Annotated in this window: 13 protein-coding genes; 7 read left to right on the top strand and 6 right to left on the bottom strand. The window is 63.4% G+C overall.

The window, feature by feature from the left end:
* The first annotated feature begins 10 nt into the window (after positions 1 to 10).
* The 3 genes from AC56DV_RS30945 to AC56DV_RS30935 all read left to right on the top strand — a co-directional run bounded on the left by AC56DV_RS30945 (position 11) and on the right by AC56DV_RS30935 (position 2,839).
* A complete protein-coding gene (locus tag AC56DV_RS30945; RefSeq protein WP_496318031.1) occupies positions 11 to 913 on the top strand; it encodes an EboA domain-containing protein in 903 nt (300 codons plus the stop codon).
* Positions 914 to 956: 43 nt separating this feature from the next.
* Positions 957 to 2,054 (top strand): TatD family hydrolase, encoded by a 1,098-nt coding sequence (locus AC56DV_RS30940; RefSeq protein WP_496318030.1) that lies wholly within the window; start codon positions 957 to 959, stop codon positions 2,052 to 2,054.
* A gap of 110 nt (positions 2,055 to 2,164) precedes the next feature.
* On the top strand, positions 2,165 to 2,839 hold the full coding sequence (locus tag AC56DV_RS30935) for a peptidoglycan-binding domain-containing protein (protein ID WP_496318029.1): 675 nt from the start codon (positions 2,165 to 2,167) through the stop codon (positions 2,837 to 2,839).
* Here AC56DV_RS30935 and AC56DV_RS30930 read toward each other — a convergent pair.
* The 4 genes from AC56DV_RS30930 to AC56DV_RS30915 are packed head-to-tail and all read right to left on the bottom strand — an operon-like array spanning position 2,833 to position 6,330.
* Positions 2,833 to 3,588 carry a hypothetical protein gene (locus AC56DV_RS30930; protein WP_496318028.1) on the bottom strand — a complete coding sequence of 252 codons (756 nt, stop codon included), beginning with the start codon at positions 3,586 to 3,588 and terminating at the stop codon, positions 2,833 to 2,835. The genes AC56DV_RS30935 and AC56DV_RS30930 overlap by 7 nt on opposite strands.
* A gap of 8 nt (positions 3,589 to 3,596) precedes the next feature.
* Positions 3,597 to 5,630 (bottom strand): hypothetical protein, encoded by a 2,034-nt coding sequence (locus tag AC56DV_RS30925; RefSeq protein WP_496318027.1) that lies wholly within the window; start codon positions 5,628 to 5,630, stop codon positions 3,597 to 3,599.
* 56 nt (positions 5,631 to 5,686) lie between these two features.
* Complete coding sequence (locus AC56DV_RS30920) at positions 5,687 to 5,977, bottom strand: hypothetical protein (RefSeq protein ID WP_496318026.1); 291 nt, start codon at positions 5,975 to 5,977, stop codon at positions 5,687 to 5,689.
* A 2-nt stretch (positions 5,978 to 5,979) separates the two neighbouring features.
* Complete coding sequence (locus AC56DV_RS30915) at positions 5,980 to 6,330, bottom strand: hypothetical protein (RefSeq protein WP_496318025.1); 351 nt, start codon at positions 6,328 to 6,330, stop codon at positions 5,980 to 5,982.
* 150 nt (positions 6,331 to 6,480) lie between these two features.
* On the opposite strand from AC56DV_RS30915, the gene AC56DV_RS30910 reads away from it, so the two are divergent.
* From AC56DV_RS30910 to AC56DV_RS30895, 4 genes are all read left to right on the top strand, one after another.
* Positions 6,481 to 6,876: a hypothetical protein gene (locus tag AC56DV_RS30910; protein WP_496318024.1), complete on the top strand. Its 396-nt coding sequence runs from the start codon at positions 6,481 to 6,483 to the stop codon at positions 6,874 to 6,876.
* Positions 6,877 to 6,946: 70 nt separating this feature from the next.
* Positions 6,947 to 8,269 carry a TolC family protein gene (locus AC56DV_RS30905; RefSeq protein WP_496318023.1) on the top strand — a complete coding sequence of 441 codons (1,323 nt, stop codon included), beginning with the start codon at positions 6,947 to 6,949 and terminating at the stop codon, positions 8,267 to 8,269.
* A complete protein-coding gene (locus AC56DV_RS30900; RefSeq protein WP_496318022.1) occupies positions 8,266 to 9,804 on the top strand; it encodes an efflux RND transporter periplasmic adaptor subunit in 1,539 nt (512 codons plus the stop codon). Before AC56DV_RS30905 ends, AC56DV_RS30900 begins: the two co-directional genes overlap by 4 nt.
* Positions 9,801 to 12,941, top strand: a complete 3,141-nt coding sequence (locus AC56DV_RS30895; protein ID WP_496318021.1) for an efflux RND transporter permease subunit — start codon at positions 9,801 to 9,803, stop codon at positions 12,939 to 12,941. Before AC56DV_RS30900 ends, AC56DV_RS30895 begins: the two co-directional genes overlap by 4 nt.
* 250 nt (positions 12,942 to 13,191) lie before the next feature.
* Here AC56DV_RS30895 and AC56DV_RS30890 read toward each other — a convergent pair whose 3' ends face one another.
* Both AC56DV_RS30890 and AC56DV_RS30885 read right to left on the bottom strand, forming a co-directional pair.
* Positions 13,192 to 13,557: a hypothetical protein gene (locus tag AC56DV_RS30890; RefSeq protein WP_496318020.1), complete on the bottom strand. Its 366-nt coding sequence runs from the start codon at positions 13,555 to 13,557 to the stop codon at positions 13,192 to 13,194.
* Positions 13,554 to 16,736: an exonuclease/endonuclease/phosphatase family protein gene (locus AC56DV_RS30885; protein WP_496318019.1), complete on the bottom strand. Its 3,183-nt coding sequence runs from the start codon at positions 16,734 to 16,736 to the stop codon at positions 13,554 to 13,556. The genes AC56DV_RS30890 and AC56DV_RS30885 overlap by 4 nt, the downstream gene beginning before the upstream one ends.
* Between the last annotated feature and the right edge of the window lie 118 nt (positions 16,737 to 16,854).

Below are 16,854 nucleotides of genomic sequence, written 5' to 3'. Positions count from 1 at the left end.
GAGGCGCATCATGGCGGAACATGACGACACCAGGAACCGCATCGGCTTGCTGGACGGCTGGCTGGCACAGCGCCTGCCGGCCGCCGGGCTGCTGTGGTTCCGCGACCAGCTGGCGGCCATCCAGTCGCACGGCAGCGAATCCCAGCTGGCCAAGGCCTTGGGCTGGGCGCCGCGCAAGTTGAGCAAGGACGACCTGGCGCTGGACGCGTCGGAACTGACGGCGGCGCGCGCCATCGTCAGCGGCTTCGATCCATCCAACTGGAGCGTCGACCAGGCCGCGCGCGTGGCCTTCGTGCTGGCCTGCTACCGTGGCGACGACACCGCGTTCGCGCACCTGCTCGACAGGCTGGCCGACACCGCCGAGATCTACGAACTGGTGGCGTTGTATCGCGGCTTCGCGCTGTATCCGGCAGGCGCCGCGCTGGAGCCGCGGGCAAGGGAAGCGGTACGTTCGTCCATGCGGCCGGTGTTCGAAGCCATCGTGCATCGCAACCCTTACCCGGCCATGTATTTCGACACCGCCGCCTGGAACCAGATGGTGGTGAAGACCTTCTTTCTCGAATCGCCTTTGTGGCCCGTGCAGGGACTGGAGCGGCGCGCCAATCCGGCGCTGGCCGGCATGCTGGTCGATCTGGCGCACGAGCGTTGGGCCGCCGGCCGCGAGGTCAGCCCGGAACTGTGGCGCTGCGTCGCGCCGCACGCCGATGACGCAGGATGCGAGGCTCTGGCGCGGGTGCTGGCACGCGGCCACGATGCGAGCCGGTTGGCGGTGGCGCTTAGCCTGCCGCCCGGCGACGCTGCGTCACATTCCGGCCTCGGCGCCGCGACGCTGCGCGGCGAATGCCTGCGTCAAAACCTTTACCAACGCGCCGCCACCGTGAGCTGGGCGGCGCTCAGCCCATGGCAGGCTTGAGTATGCGGCCCGTCCATCAAGATCACTCAAACAGGAGAAGCCCATGACGATCAGCACCAACGGCGGCCAGCACTACGACGGCTCCGTCATCGACGAGATGTTTGCGGACCGCTCGGTGGCATGTCCCTGCTGCGGCGGCACGCTCACGCCGGCCATGATAGAGCGCATCATGGCCGAAGCCGAGCAGCTCGGCCTGGCGAAATCGCAGGCGCGCCTGTTCCCCGCCGGCGGCAGCGGCATGCTGATCGATCCGCACGCCCACATGATCGCGCGCACCACCGACGACTACGAAGCCATGGCGCGCGCCGGCATCGTCGCCGTGATCGAACCGGCGTTTTGGCTCGGTCAGCTGCGCACTAACGTCGGCAGCTTCATCGATTACTTTTCGACCATCACTGGCTTCGAGCGCTTCCGCGCCGGCCAGTTCGGCATCCGCCATTATTGTTCGATCGGCCTCAATCCCAAGGAAGCCAACAACCCGGCGCTGGCCGAAGCCGTGCTCGATGTGCTGCCGCGCTATCTGGGCAAGGAGGGCGTGGTGGCGCTGGGCGAAATCGGCTATGACGAACAGACTCCGCTGGAAGATAAAGCCTTCCGCGCGCAGATTGAACTGGCCAAGGAGTTCGAGCTGCCCATCATGATCCACACGCCGCATCGCGACAAGAAGCAGGGCACGCTGCGCACCATGGACGTGCTGGAGGAATGCGGCTTCGATCCGGCGCGCTGCGTGATCGACCATAACAACGAGGAGACCGTGGAGGCGGTGCTGGAGCGCGGCTACTGGTGCGCCTTCACCATTTATCCGTACACCAAGATGGGCAACGAGCGGCTCGCCGAGATCGTGGCGCGTTATGGGCCGGAGCGCTTGATCGTCGATTCGGCCTGCGACTGGGGCGTGTCCGATCCGCTGGCGGTACCCAAATCGGCGCGCCTGATGGCCAGCCGCGGCATACCCGCCGAGGCCATCCACCAGGTGGTGTACTCCAACGCGCTTGCGGTGTATGGCCTGAACGGCGAGATGCGCGCCGAGCACTGGCAAACGCCGGCGGCTATCGACCAGCGCACGCTCTACAACGGCAACTCGGTGCTGCGCGGGCAGACGCCGCGCGTGCACGCGGCGGACGGCGACATCATTCCCTAGCGCGTTTACTTTTTCTCGAGCGGCGGCCCGGAAATACTTATTTTTTGCACAAGCTCGGTTTTGTAAAGCACAATGGCGGGAGGTACTGAAAATAATGGGAGTGCAAGCCGATGCCGCGTGTCTACTCGATTCAAGATGGAGACAACCTTGCCAACATCGCCTACGAGAACGGCCTGCTGGTCGAGACGCTATGGATGCACCCGGACAACGAAGCCTTGCGCGCCAAGCGGCCGGACAAGGCCATTCTGATGCCGGGCGATGCGCTCGCCATTCCGGACAAGGAGGTCGGCAGCGTGGAAGGGGCCACCGGCAAACGCCATCGGTTCCGCTTGAAGGAGGTGCCGCATCTTTTCAGCATCCAGCTCTTTGACAATGAGGCCCCGCGCCGCCGCCAGGCGTACAAGCTGACCGTGCGTGGCCCAGGATTTTCGGCAAAGCGGGACGGAACGACGGACGACATGGGCGTGGTCACCGCATATGTCCCTCCGCGCTCGGTGCAGGGGCGGCTGTCGATCGACGATGGCAAGAGTACGCCGCTGGAGCTGGACATCAAGTTCGGCACGCTGGACCCGGTGGAGGAACTGAGCGGAGTGCAGAAGCGGCTGGCGAATCTGGGCTTTCAGTGCCCGACCGATGGACTGCCTTCCGAAGCGACCAGCCTGGCCATCGAAGCGTTTCAACGCCGGTTTTCACTGGCGCCGACGGGCGAAGTCGACGCTGCGACCAGGCAGCGCCTGCGCGACATGAACGAGGACGTGTCGGCGTTCCCCGCCATTCCTCAATAGCGTGGCGGAGGCACATCCCAGCTGGTTGCCGCTTCGGGATGCAACCACGGGATTCTTCCGAACTCGGCTTCCAGAACTTTTCCTTGCTCTGGCAGTTCGCCGCCGATGACGATCCCCTGGTCGAAAAACAATTCCTCGGTCGGATCGGCCGCATTGCCAAAGAATCCGACATAGCGCAGCCTGGGAAGCGTTTTCGCATCGGCTAGCGATCGCGCGCCCGGCATGCCGACGTTGTTGCGCAACAGCTCCAGCCATTCAAGCTCGCCCAGATAGGGCGACGCCGCCAGCCAACGCATTTCCTGATCGCCCAGCTGGCAGCGATCCAGATTCAGCGACCGCACTCCCAAGAGCAAGGGCGAGGCGAACAGCTGTTCGGCAACGCCAGGCGAAAAGCTCAAGTCGAGGTGGCGTATCGGCGCCAGCTGCAGCAGTGCCGCGCCATGCACCAGAAAGTCGTGCATCGACAGGCGGACATGCTCGACAAAGCCGCGATCATAATGGAGCTCCGAGCATGGCGGGCTAAACCCCGCCGCCCAGGCGCCGCCATGCGCTTTCAGCAAATCGTCTGCTGCGTATCGGCTCTCGGGCGAGGACTGCCCGCGCGCGGCGCGCTCGGCAGCGGCGATCTGCAACTGCAGTTCGATGAAACGGCTGCGGTTTGGATCGTCTGCCGCGATTGCTGCGGCATAAGCGAGCCGGGGACCGTCCTGATCCGGGGCCGCGATAACGTCGGCAAGCAGTTTATTCATTCATAATCCTATTTCGCAGCATATCTTTTCGGAACCCGATAGGTCATCGGCATCTTGCGCCGACCGCCCTCCCAGAACTTCTTGGATTTGACGATCTTCGCGTAGCCTGGCCATAATCGTGGATGTGCATAGAATTTCTGCAGTCTGTCCGGATCGAGCAGTTTCTCATAATTGTTCAACAGTTCTATCAGTCCCAGCCTGTTTAGATCCTCCAGATTCGATTCGTACATCAGCACCCGGAATAGCTCCTGCACGGACTGGAAAGGGCGGACTCGGCTATGCCGCGCCCAAAAAATTTGCTCGCCAAACTGATCGCCAAAATAGCCTTTCAATTCATCCCTGGTGGCCGTATTCACGCAACCGTTGCGCTTGCCGGACTCGGAGCAGAAATACCCGTTTGCGATGGCGATAGTCACCGCTGCCAGGGTGATCCCTTCGCCGTTTACGCGCGCCTGCCACGGCAGCGAATCCTCGAAGGCCTTCAGGTTACGGGCATTTAACTTGTAGATCGGATTGTTGAGGCCCGCCGCGCCCAGTATCCGCAACTGGCCGCTTGGGCTTTGCAAGCCGACCGCGAAGTCATAACCCGGGACTGTTATCTGTTGCAGGGAATCCTTGAGACTCCAGACCAGCTGCATCGCAGAACCGGGTTCTTCGGAAGGCACTCGTGCGCCGCCTCGCGCCCGTCCTGTTGAGATAACGACCTGGTCAAAGAGCCCCACGAGCAGCTTTTCCGATACCAGGGATGGATCTACTTCCTTATCGATAGGCGTACCCTGGACCAAACGCACGGTGGAACCAGCCTGATTGCCGCGGCCACCCACAACTCTGAAAGTGACCAGCAGCTTGCTGCCTACTGCGGCCTGGGAGATTTCGGCGTCATCGCTGTGCGAAAAAAGCCTGCGGTGAAACTCTGTAAATACTTCGATACGTTTTACTCGATAGTATTCGCCAAACCACATCCTTTCATCCGTCGGATAGAGCTTGTCACCAATGGGGTGATGAAGCCGTACGGGCAGCGCCATATCGACGGTTCTGGCCAAATGGTCCAGCCTGCCGATGGGAAGGAAGCCTTCGTTCATCGTTCGCGAAGCGATCAGCAAGACTTCTGCGGCCGCGCCGCCATCCCCCCGGTCCAGGCTCAGGGCATGCTCGCCCGCTTGCAGCCCTGCGGGGCTGCTGGCGGGCGCGACCAGGACCGATGCGCCAGGGATGACCTGGCTCTGTCCAACCACAAACATCTCGGCGGAACAGATTCTGGGGTGAGGATTTGTCTCCGGGTGAGGCGGGGTAAAGTATTCCTCCCACAACGCCGCGCACATTTCTACGCCGTAGTCTCCGCTGGCCTCCACGTAGGTCTGCTGGCCGGTGCCGGTGCAGACATCGACATGGCTCGCCAGCAGAGGAGGGTGGCCGCCGTCGAATTCAATTTGATATACCTCCGGTTCCTCCGAAACGAGATCTATTTTCACCACGCCGGCCGAGATCTGCGTAACAGGCGGCCATGACTCCTGGTCCGCAGCGGCGGCACTTTCTAATTCAGCGCTATTGGTGAGCGCAAACGTCTTGGAACTTAGCCAGCGGGGGGCTGCGCCCGGACCTGGCAGGACAGGCTGATGCTGGAATCCCGGCAGGGTCAGCAACTCGACCTCCTGGTTCATGTCATGGTCGACATAGCGGTTCCAGGGATCGTCCTGCCCCACAACGACAATCTCCCTGCCAGCCAGCCGCGGCGAGTTTCGCATGGCCCGCAACGTCGCCAAATTTGTCATCGCGGCGGGCCCTCGGCCGATGATGACATAGCGACTTGTTCCGTGGGAACTGACGGTCTCTGATCGCTCGCGTTGAAAGGCGCCCAGAAACGCATGGCACTCGTGCACTTTCCGCGTGCTGGCTTTGCTGCTCGATGCTTCCTTTTCTTCTTCCTTGCTGGCCAGTTTGGGCGGCGCCGGGCGCTGGGTAAGAATCGTCTCGGAACCGGTCGGTTCCGGCCAGGGCGTATCTCGTTCAGATGGTTTGCGTTTCAGGAGAAACCGAGTCATCGAAGAGCCTCCACGGCATTCGCGTTGTTGTCAAAAGTCCGGTTGCCGGGCTGCCGTTACGGGCTTGGCGGCGCATCCAGCGGGTGCCAGGTGTTCTTGTCGCGATCCGGAAAGCTGATCCGGCAGTTGCCTGCGCTGGCAATGCCGTCCAAGCGGGCAAGGCCGGCGCTGTCCAGATACCCCTGGATTTCCTGGCCGTCGGGCAGGCAGACCAGGAAGGGCTCGTAGGGTATCCCTTTGTCGTCTTCACCCAGCAATTCGATTTCGATCCAGTGTCGGGGCTTGGGCTGCGCCGCGTCCTGACAAGGCTGCACGACGGAATCGAAGGGCTGGTCTGGTGCCGGCATGGTTACAGTTCCAGTTCGCACGGAGCGCCAAGGGTCCAACTGTCAAAGCGATCGAGTTTCAATGCGGGGTCCGCGCCATAGTTCAACAGGATTTGCAGAGCCTGCACCGGCAGTGGCCGGCTGACATCCGGTCCGCAAAAGACGCCGAGTATCGTTGCAAAGCGCAGCAGATCGGATTCCCGTGACAAACCGAAGCGGCGCGCGTCGGCAAAGGTGCGTTCGATCAGGGCGTCAATCCGATGCTCGCCCGGCGGCGAGACGCCAGCATCGGCGCGCAACTGGCGGCGCAAACGGGCGCGCAAGGCGGCCAAGGAGGCTTGGCGGAGTTCCTCGATCTGGGCGTCCCGGATCACTAGCATCGTGGTAGTAAATATTGTGATGATGATAACGCAATGATAGCAGTGCGTGCACCGTCCAGTGAAGCAAAACTGTCATGCGTCCGAAATCGCAAGCCTTTGGTTTGACAGGGATGGACGTTCGCAGTCATGCTATGATCCGAAAATATGAAGCCACCCCGTGCCCGCATCCAACGCGTCCTTGCAGCGCTTATCACTGCGCTCAGCTTGCTGTTCACCCAGCTCGCTGTGGCAGCGTACGCGTGTCCGGACCTGGTGATGGAGGCGATGGCCGCCAAGGTTATGCAAGATGCCATGCCGGGCTGCACCGAGATGGATACGGGCAAGCCGGGCTTGTGCCAGGCGCATTGCGCCAGCGGCCATCAATCGCTCGACGCGCCGGCGGCACCCCATATCGGCGCATTCATCGCCACCGGCTTGGTGGCCGTGATCTCCGTTCGTGTTTCCATCGATTCTGCACCTCCCGCGCGTGTCAGTTCCGCGCTTCTCGCGCGCTCGACCGCGCCGCCCTTGGCGATACGCCACTGCTGTTTCCGTATTTGACCTCCCAGACTGCTGAGTTCATCGCGCCCCATGCAGGGCGTGCTGTTTCATTTTGCATTCTGGAGTTCCCATGTCCGCAATTGTTTCGATACCGGCGCCTACGCGCGCACCGGCGGCGCCACGCCGTCGCCAAATCGGCTACCTCGTCGCCGCCGTCTTCTCGCTGGCCGCTTCCATCTGTTCCGCCGGCACGCCGCTGACGCTGCCCCAGGCGCAGCAGCTTGCCCTGCAGCGCACACGCCAGCTGGCCGCCCTTGATCTTTCAGCCGATGCCGCGCGCCAGATGGCGGTGGCAGCCGGCCAGCTGCCCGATCCCGTCCTAAAAGCTGGGATAGACAACTTGCCGGTCAGCGGCGGCGACCGTTTCAGTTTAGGCGCCGACTTCATGACGATGCGGCGCATTGGCATTTCCCAGGAGTTGACCAGCGCCGACAAGCGCCGGCGCCGCGCCGAGCTGTATGGCGAGGAGGCGGGCAAGGCGCTGGTGGCAAGGGGCGCCGCAATTGCCAGGATCGAGCGCGACACCGCACTGGCTTGGCTTGAATGCCACTTCGCCCGCAAAATGGAAAGACTGGTCGGCGAGCAGGCGACACTGGCCCGCAACGAAGTCGAGGCCGCAGAGGCCGCCTACCGTGGTGGGCGCGGCAGTCTCGCGGACATCGCCACCGCGCGCGGTCTCTTGGCAGCAGTCCAGGATCGCGCGAGCGAGGCTGCACAGCGCAGCCGCAGCGCGGCACTTGTACTGGCGCGCTGGACTGGTGCGGAATCCGGCGATCCGCTTGCCGAGCCGCCCGCCATGGACTCGGTGCGGATCGATCCCGCATCACTCGAAACGGTGCTGCCCCATCATCCCGACATCGCGGTGCTCAACCAGCAGGAGCGGATCGCCAGGGCTGAGGCCAGCCTGGCGGAAGCGAACAGAAAGCCCGACTGGAATGTGGAAGTCGCGTTCCAGCAGCGCGGTTCCGGCTACTCGAACATGGTGTCGGTCGGCGTTTCCGTGCCGCTCCAGTGGGACCGGGCCAAGCGCCAGGACAGGGAGCTAGGCGCCAAACTGGCGCTGGCCGAGGCGGCGAAGGCGGAACGCGAGGAAACCCAGCGTGGCCACCTGGCCGAAGTGCGCACCATGCTCACAGAATGGGAAAGCGGCCGCGAGCGCCGCCAACGCTATGCGGAGGAACTGCTGCCTTTTGCCCGGCAGCGCACAGAAGCCACACTTGCCGCTTATCGCGGGGGCAAGGCGACACTGGCGGACTTGCTGGCCGCGCGGCGCGCAGAAACCGATGCGGGCTTGCAGGCCCTGCAATTGCAGGCACAGACGGCCCGGCTTTGGGCGCAACTCAACTACCTGTTCCCGTCGGGCGCAGGCAATTCGACTCAGGAGGCCAAATGAATCGCCAACGCATCATCGTAGCGGCGGTCTCCGGCGCAATCCTCGTATCAGCGGGCGGCTATGGCCTATACCGTCTCGGCATGCACCATGGCGCCGCGGCCGATCCGGCGTCCTCCGCTCCAAGCCAAGCGCCCGGTGCGGCCGAAAAGAAGCCGTTGTACTGGCACGACCCGATGTATCCGACTCAAAAGTTCGACAAGCCCGGCAAGTCGCCATTCATGGACATGCAACTGGTCCCCGTGTACGGGGAGGACGGCAACAGCGACGCCGGCGTGGCGGTCAGCCCCCGCATGCAGCAGAGCCTGGGCGTGCGCACGGCTGAGGTCACGCAAGGCAAACTGGCTTCCGAGCTGCTCGCGGTAGGCAGCATCGCCTACAACGATCGCGATGTGCACCTGGTGCAGGCGCGCAGCGCCGGCTACATCGAACGCCAATACGTCCGCGCGCCGCTCGACCCGGTGCGCCAGGGCCAGCCGCTGCTTGAACTTTACGTTCCGGACTGGATTGCCACGCAAGAGGAGTTTTTGGCGGCGAAGCGGATGCAGAGCGAGGGTATGGCAGGCCTGGCCGACGCCGCACGCCAGCGCATGCGCCTGGCCGGCATGTCGGACGCGCAAGTGAAACAGGTGGAAACGACGGGCAAAGTCCACGCCCGCACGACGGTCACTGCGCCCGCCAGCGGCGTGGTCGCCGAACTGGGGGCGCGTGAAGGCATGGCCGTGGCGCCTGGCGCGCCGCTGTTTCGCATCAATGGCGTGGCGACGGTGTGGGTGCTGGCAGACATCCCGGAGGCGGCGGCCGCGCAAATACGGCCGGGCGTCGCGGTGGAAGCCAGTACGCCGGCGCTGCCGGGCTCGGTGTTCAGGGGCAAAGTCGGCGCGGTGCTGCCCCAGGTCGATGCCGCTACCCGCACGCTCAAGGCGCGCATCGAGCTGGCCAATCCAGCGGGGCAGCTGGTGCCGGGTATGTTCGCGACACTGAAGTTCGCGGCTGCGGCTGGCGCCGACGTGCTGCAGGTGCCGGCCGAAGCGGTGATCCGCACCGGCACGCGCAGCGTGGTCATGATGGCGCAGCCCGGTGGCAAGTTCCTGGCCATCGACGTCGACACGGGCGGCGCGGCGAACGGCATGATCGAGATCCGCAAGGGGCTGCAGCTGGGACAGAAGGTGGTGGTCTCCGGCCAGTTCCTGATCGATTCGGAAGCAAGCCTGAAAGGCGCGGCCAGCCACATGGCCGACGCCCCCGGCGCGGCGCCAAAAGCCGGGCCTGCCCCGGCGCATCGCGCGGAAGGCAAAGTTGAGCGCATTGCGGGCGGCAAGGTCACCATTTCCCACGGCCCAGTCGCGTCACTGGACTGGGGACCGATGACGATGGACTTCGACCTGCCCGCTACCGGCCTGCCGCGCAACGTTGCCGCCGGCGACACTGTGACGTTCGACTTCGTGCAGGGAAGCGGCGGGGGCTTCCAGATCTCCGCTATGTCGCCCACCAGCGCGGCGCCCCGCGCGACGCCGGCTCCGGAGGTCAAGAAATGATCGCCCGGCTGATCCGCTGGTCGATCGCCAACCGTTTCCTCGTGCTGCTGGCCACGGTGATGCTGACCGGTTGGGGCGTCTGGTCGCTGCTGCGCACCCCGGTCGATGCGATTCCCGACTTGTCCGATGTCCAGGTGATCATCCGCACCAGCTACCCGGGCCAGGCGCCGCAGATCGTCGAGAACCAGGTGACCTATCCGCTGACCACCACCATGCTGTCGGTGCCGGGTGCGAAGACGGTGCGCGGCTATTCCTTCTTTGGCGATTCCTTCGTCTATGTGCTGTTCGAAGACGGCACCGATCCATACTGGGCCCGCTCGCGCGTGCTGGAATACCTGAACCAGGTGCAGGCGCGGCTGCCGGCGCAGGCCAAGCCCGCGCTGGGACCGGACGCCACCGGCGTCGGCTGGATCTATGAGTATGCGCTGGTGGACCGCACCGGTAAGATGGACTTGTCGCAGCTGCGCGCCCTGCAGGACTGGTTCCTCAAGTACGAGCTGAAGGCGGTGGCCAATGTCTCCGAGGTGGCCAGCGTGGGCGGCATGGTACGCCAATACCAGATCGTGTTGAACCCGGACCAGCTGCGCGCCTACCGCATTCCGCACGGGAAGGTGATCGAGGCGGTGCAGCGGGCCAACCAGGAGAGCGGCGGGTCGGTGCTGGAACTGGGCGAAGCCGAGTACATGGTGCGCTCATCCGGCTATCTGCAGTCGCTGGACGACTTCCGCCAGATCCCGCTGACGGCGAGCGACGCCGGCGTGCCGGTGCGCCTGGGCGATGTGGCGAACATCCAGCTCGGACCGGAGATGCGGCGGGGCATTGCAGAACTCAACGGCGAGGGCGAAGTGGCTGGCGGCGTGATCGTGATGCGGTCGGGGAAGAACGCCCTGGAAACCATCGCGGCCGTCAAGGCCAAGCTGGAAGTGCTCAAGCCCAGCCTGCCCGCCGGCGTGGAGGTTGTGCCGGTATATGACCGCTCGCACCTGATCCGGCGCGCGGTGGACAACCTGCAGCACAAGCTGATCGAGGAATTCATCGTGGTGGCGGTGGTGTGCGCCATTTTCCTGTTCCACATCCGCTCGGCGCTGGTGGCGATCGTGTCGCTGCCACTGGGTATCCTCGCGGCCTACATCGTCATGCATTACCAGGGCGTGAATGCGAACATCATGTCGCTGGGCGGCATAGCGATCGCGGTTGGCGCGATGGTCGACGCGGCGGTGGTGATGATCGAGAACGCCCACAAGCACATCGAGGCCTGGAACCATGCGCACCCTGAGCGCAAGCTGGAAGGCGAGGAGCACTGGCGGGTGATCGGTGACGCCGCCGCAGAGGTGGGGCCGGCGCTGTTCTTCTCGCTGCTCATCATCGTGCTGTCCTTCATCCCTGTCTTTACGCTGGAAGCACAGGAGGGCCGGCTGTTCGCGCCGCTCGCCTTCACCAAGACCTACGCGATGGCGGCCGCCGCCGGCCTGGCGGTGACGCTGATCCCGGTGCTGATGGGCTACTTGATACGCGGCCGCATACCCGAGGAACACCGCAATCCGCTCAACCGGGCGCTGATAGCGCTGTACCGGCCGCTGCTGGAAATAGTGTTGCGCCATCCGAAGTCCACCCTGGTGGCGGCCGCCGTCGTAGCGCTGGCCACCGCCTGGCCGGCGTCGCGCCTGGGCGGCGAGTTCATGCCGCCGCTCGATGAAGGCGATCTGCTCTACATGCCATCGGCGCTGCCCGGCATCGGCGCCGGCAAAGTGGCCCAGCTGCTGCAGCAGACCGACCGGCTGATCAAGACCGTGCCGGAAGTGCAGAGCGTGTTCGGGAAAGCCGGGCGGGCGGAATCGGCGACCGATCCGGCGCCGCTGGAAATGTTCGAAACCACGATCCAGTTCAAGCCGCGCGACCAATGGCGCCCCGGCATGACGCCCGACAATCTGGTCGAAGAGCTGGACCGCGTCGTCAAGGTGCCCGGCCTGTCCAATATCTGGGTGCCGCCGATCCGCAACCGCATCGACATGCTGGCGACCGGGATCAAGAGCCCGGTGGGTGTGAAAGTGGCGGGCAGCAGCCTGAAGGAGATCGACCGGGTCACCGGCGAGATCGAACGCGCCGTCAAGAAAGTTTCGGGCGTGTCGTCCGCGCTGGCGGAGCGCCTCAATGGCGGGCGCTACATCGACGTGCAGATCGACCGCCAGGCGGCGGCCCGCTATGGCCTGAACGTGGCCGACGTGCAGAGCGTCGTGTCCAGCGCCATCGGCGGGGACAACATCGGCGAAACGGTCGAGGGTCTGCAGCGCTTCCCGATCAACGTGCGTTACCCGCGCGAGGTGCGTGATTCGGTGGAAAAGCTGCGCGAGCTGCCGGTGCAGACCGAGCGTGGCGCGCAGATCCGGCTGGGCGATGTCGCCACGATCCGCATCCAGGACGGGCCTCCCATGCTCAAGAGCGAAAATGCGCGGCTGTCGGGCTGGGTGTATGTCGATATCCGCGACCGCGACCTGAGTTCGGCGGTGCGTGAGATGCAGCAGGTCGTCGCCAAGGAGGTCGTGCTGCCTGCGGGCTACTCGGTGTCTTGGTCAGGCCAGTTCGAGTACCTGGAGCGCGCCAGCGCCAAGCTGAAGGTCGTGGTGCCGGCCACGCTGCTGATCATCTTCGTCCTGCTGTACATGACCTTCAAGCGTTTCGATGAGGCGCTGCTGATCATGGCCACGCTGCCGTTCGCGCTGGCCGGCGGCGTTTGGCTATTGTGGCTGCTGGGACACCACCTGTCGGTGGCCAGCGGCGTGGGCTTCATTGCGCTCGCCGGCGTGTCGGCCGAGTTCGGCGTCATCATGCTGCTGTATCTGAAGCACGCCTGGCAGGCGCGGCTGGAGGCGGGGAAGGGCACCGAAACGGATCTGCTGGACGCCATCCGCGAGGGCGCGGTGCTGCGCGTCCGGCCCAAGGCCATGACGGTGGCCGTCATCATCGCCGGCCTGATCCCGGTAATGATAGGCGCCGGCACGGGTTCCGAGGTGATGCAGCGGATCGCCGCGCCGATGGTCGGCGGGATGATCACGGCGCCGCTGCTGTCGATGTTCGTGGTGCCGGCCGTGTATTTGCTGCTGCGCCAGCGGGAGCAGCGGCAATCGAGCCAAGGGTGAGCCCTTGGCTTCGCCAATACTTTGCGACGCTTCAGTTCTGTGGATGGGCTTGAAATGGGCCATTAACCGACCAAATTCTCGTACCCACAGCGGCAATCGAGCCAAGGGTGAGCCCTTGGCTTCGCCAATACTTTGCGACGCTTCAGTTCTGTGGATGGGCTTGAAATGGGCCATTAACCGACCAAATTCTCGTACCCAAAGTGTCTAATTTCGCCAGGGCAGATCAATGGCCGGCGGCCTTGCGTCCTGCTTAGTCCAGACCTGGTGGCGTATCTTGAGGAGGCGTTACGGCATTCGCCGCGCGGATCTCATCGGCGTGTGCGTCGACGACCGCCAGCCGCTCCTCTTCGGAAAGGCCGAACTCGCCTATCCAGTCACGCACGGCCGCATGCTCGTAGTAAGCGCTGCCGAGCACGAAGAGACGGCGCACAAATCCGCAGATTCCGCCCGGCGTCAGGAATCCGAAGCCGATAGCGGCCTCTATCCCGGCGAGAACAACTGCGCGGGCATCGTCGCCGGCCAAAGCGGACGGCGCCTGCGCAATCAAATTGTTGACGAAGGCATCGGCTCGCTGCGTCACGAAGACTTCAAGCTGCTGTGCGCGGATGCAGATCATAGCGTTGGGTTGCCGTAGCATGCTTGCAGCTCTTTCCACCACGCCTCACAGACGTCCTTCAGCAAGTCGGTCGTGGTGCATGAACGATGCAACTTGAATCGCGCACGCACGTCGTCGACTAGCAGGACCATCTCTTTCTTGAGGATGATGTCGTCCCGACAGCGCGGCTGATTGTTGAGCATTGCCGTCATGATCTTGGCCTCGCTCCAGGGATCCTCCCCATCGGTCGCCCGCCTGGAGATGCAACGGCGCTTGCCGTACAGGTTGGCGCGTTCGGACGATGCGAGAGGGAACAGTCCGAGACTGCCTGCGAGGTTGCATTCGTTGCTGGGGTCGACCTGGTAGAACGCTTCGCCGACCGTATAGCGCCCTGTTGCAATACCTTGCAAGAGCAGGATGCCGGTTAAGTAAGTCGAGTTGTCCTTGTTCGCCTCCACCCCGAACATTGTCACCAGGAGGGCCGCGAGCGCCTGCCGAAGCGCGGGATTGTCTGCGCTACAAATGCCGGTCCGCAGGAATGTGTACACCGCTTGCGCAAAATCGACGGGCTTGAAGCAGGAGAACTCTTTGCCTATCCTGGGGTAGCTCCAGTCCTTTTTGTTCTTGCTCGGGTCTGTATCCTCGTCCTGGACGTCGCCGTCGTCCCCGGTGTCGGCAAGGTTCACCAGCTTGGGCGTGGTCTTGCCGGTCGTGGCAAAGAGGATACGCGGATGCTTGCGAGCAGCAAGCTCTTTATGGACAGAGCAGAGTTCCCGCTCGACCTCGATGCCGGCGCGACCGATGAAGATGCTGGATCTCCTCCAGAAGTATTCTGTGCCATGTGCGATTGCAAATGCACCGCTGCGGCCCTTCACATAAAGCAGGTGGCCTGCCATGGCGATCCAGTGCTGGCCGCCAATCAGCTGGAGCCTCTGACTATTGAGTAAATCGATGCCTGTCTGGTGGTGCAGGGCGATGAATTTCTGGCAAATATCCGCCGCGGCACGCACCAGGTGATAGCCGGTAAGACATCCGTTCGCAGTTTTCAACGACGTCCGCTCATCGCAAGCGCCGCAACAATTCGCGATGTTCAGGCAGTGACTGGGGCGACTCGTGCCCAGGCAGCTCATCACGGCCGAGAATGACGGCAGCTCGGAGAGGGCGGGGAAGCGGGGCGGCACCGGTCGTAACGGCGGGCGCAGTCGCGTAGGCTCGACTATCTCGATTTCGACGATGACGGGCAGGTGGTCGCTCAGCATGTTTGCGAGCGCGAGGAAGAAGTTAATCGAAAACAGCCGGAGGGCTTGGCCTTCTGCGACGTACTTGACTGCGTTCCTCTTGGTACGATTGTGCCAGACCTCTGGCTTGTTAAAGAAATCCGCAATCGGATCTTGTTCTGAGGCCGAGGCCGCCGCTTCGCGGCGAATCAGCTCGATGTGCGGATGATTATTGTTCATGTCCACGAAACGCTTGAAGGCGGTGACGAGCGCCGCTGCGAGCACCTCGGGGGCCTCAAGAAAGTCATTGAGGAAGGGCGCTTCGATCGGCTCGAAGTCGCGCACCACAGGGTCGTCATCGTCGACATCGACGACGTCGTCCCCGGGCGTCTCGACGACGATCCTATTGGGATCTACGCCGCTGAGATCGTCGCCAAACCACGGCGTCAGCTCCGCCCGCAGTTCGCTGTTGCTTTTGGCTGCCTGGAGCAGCCAAGCCCACTCTTCCTTCGACATCTCTGGGGGCAGTGGCGGCATTGACGTTCTGCCTATCTTCAGGCTGGCGCTCATGTTCTTGGGCATCACCGCGCCCATCAGATTGATGACTCTCGGCCTGATATCGCCCCAGGCGTAACCGTCGGCCGTGCGCACCAGTACCTGGTCGAAGTTGGAGTAGACGAAATTCTCGAGGGTGAGCGCTTCGTCGTAGTATTTCGCGCGCGGCTTCCTGGTACAGGCCATATGGACCGACATGCGCAAGGTAGTACGAAAGTCGTCTGAATAGCCGAGGTTTGAAAACATACCGCTGCTCGTGAGCGGCTTAAACGCCTCCTCCGCCAAGTGGAGCACTTCCTCTTCGCCGCTGGGGAGATCGGGATTAGCCACCTGCTCAGCCAACGCGAGCTCTTCTTCTGCTACCGCCAGCGCCTGCTCCAGTTCTGCGCGCTGTTTCAGGAGCGTGTCGGCCCTGTCCTGTAGCGTCGGGTCGGCGAGGCCCAGCGCTTCCCGGATCTGCCGCTGCCGTTGATCCGCCTTCAGCAGCCGCTCTTCGCGCTTCTTGCCTTTGCTCCTTTCAGCCGCCGCTTGCTCTGCCTCCCACATCTTGAGATCCAGGGCGTTTTGCACGAGCTGCGCCACCGGATCTTCCTCATCCAGTGCTTGCGCAAGGACCTCCCTGTCTTTCGTCAAGGCCGCCAGTACATTCAAGTAGTGTTGGTATGCAACGTTGTAGAGTTCGATGTCGTGCGCAGCTTGTATCTCCGACTTGGGCGCCATGTCGTTGAAGGTCTGCTTCTGACGGTCGGCGACGTGATTGGCGGCCTCTTCGTCCAGGTTGAGGTCGGCGCAAAGTATCGTGTAAGGAAATTGTTCCGGTTGGGCGAAAACCGGCAGCTTCCCCAGCTCACCGATCGCGTGGCACGCGAGGAAATAGTCCTTGTCCGCGACCGAAGGGGCGTGGAATATGATCACGCGGAACTCCGGATAAAACGCGAAATGTGAGCAGGTTGGCAGGGGGCGGAACACAGCCTGCGCCGGCCGCCGGGTTACGACGGGCGAGTTCGAGTTCAGCTGGCGCACGCCAGACTTGTCCCTGGAATAGCCGAACTCCTGGCCAACGAGCTCGAAGCTCACGAGTTCGAACAGGTCCGGATTGTAGATAACGGCATAGGTCTCGAGCCCGTTACGTCCGCCGGCTCCGGTGTAAGTACCCGGGAACCGCACGCGCCACTGTGTGTCCGAGTTCTCATTCATTGCCTCGACTATGTTGACGGCGTGCTTGAGCCCAAAGCCTTCCATCACCTCCATGAGGCAGATGACGTCGGCATTCATGCGTAGCATGACGGCGGCCAGGAGCTTGACGACGGCGGGCTGATTGTGATGGAACTGTTTGCCGAGCGTCTTGATATTCCATGACGCGACACGCAGGGGTAAGACGTCGGCGACGTTGCGGCGGCAGGCATCACACGCGCAGATCGGGCACATCAGCTGCCCGCATGCGCCGCATGGCTCCAGGGCCCTGAATGGGTGCCGGACGCATGGCATCGCCGTAGGCTAGACGTTTCCCGGTTCGCGGCACAACCGTGCCACCAGATCGAGCCTG

The sequence above is a fragment of the Massilia sp. BGA-UO-ETr-WB1 genome, assembly GCF_059567845.1.
Note: the sequence above shows the minus strand (reverse complement) of the source record. Positions and strands in the feature narration are given on the sequence as shown.

Bases quoted from the DNA above. Each gene is read 5' to 3' on its own strand.
- AC56DV_RS30890 (WP_496318020.1), bottom strand. From the start codon at position 13,557: ATGATCTGCATCCGCGCACAGCAGCTTGAAGTCTTCGTGACGCAGCGA.
- AC56DV_RS30885 (WP_496318019.1), bottom strand. From the start codon at position 16,736: ATGTGCCCGATCTGCGCGTGTGATGCCTGCCGCCGCAACGTCGCCGAC.
- AC56DV_RS30895 (WP_496318021.1), top strand. From the start codon at position 9,801: ATGATCGCCCGGCTGATCCGCTGGTCGATCGCCAACCGTTTCCTCGTG.
- AC56DV_RS30905 (WP_496318023.1), top strand. From the start codon at position 6,947: ATGTCCGCAATTGTTTCGATACCGGCGCCTACGCGCGCACCGGCGGCG.
- AC56DV_RS30910 (WP_496318024.1), top strand. From the start codon at position 6,481: ATGAAGCCACCCCGTGCCCGCATCCAACGCGTCCTTGCAGCGCTTATC.
- AC56DV_RS30925 (WP_496318027.1), bottom strand. From the start codon at position 5,630: ATGACTCGGTTTCTCCTGAAACGCAAACCATCTGAACGAGATACGCCC.
- AC56DV_RS30900 (WP_496318022.1), top strand. From the start codon at position 8,266: ATGAATCGCCAACGCATCATCGTAGCGGCGGTCTCCGGCGCAATCCTC.
- AC56DV_RS30920 (WP_496318026.1), bottom strand. From the start codon at position 5,977: ATGCCGGCACCAGACCAGCCCTTCGATTCCGTCGTGCAGCCTTGTCAG.
- AC56DV_RS30945 (WP_496318031.1), top strand. From the start codon at position 11: ATGGCGGAACATGACGACACCAGGAACCGCATCGGCTTGCTGGACGGC.
- AC56DV_RS30930 (WP_496318028.1), bottom strand. From the start codon at position 3,588: ATGAATAAACTGCTTGCCGACGTTATCGCGGCCCCGGATCAGGACGGT.
- AC56DV_RS30940 (WP_496318030.1), top strand. From the start codon at position 957: ATGACGATCAGCACCAACGGCGGCCAGCACTACGACGGCTCCGTCATC.
- AC56DV_RS30935 (WP_496318029.1), top strand. From the start codon at position 2,165: ATGCCGCGTGTCTACTCGATTCAAGATGGAGACAACCTTGCCAACATC.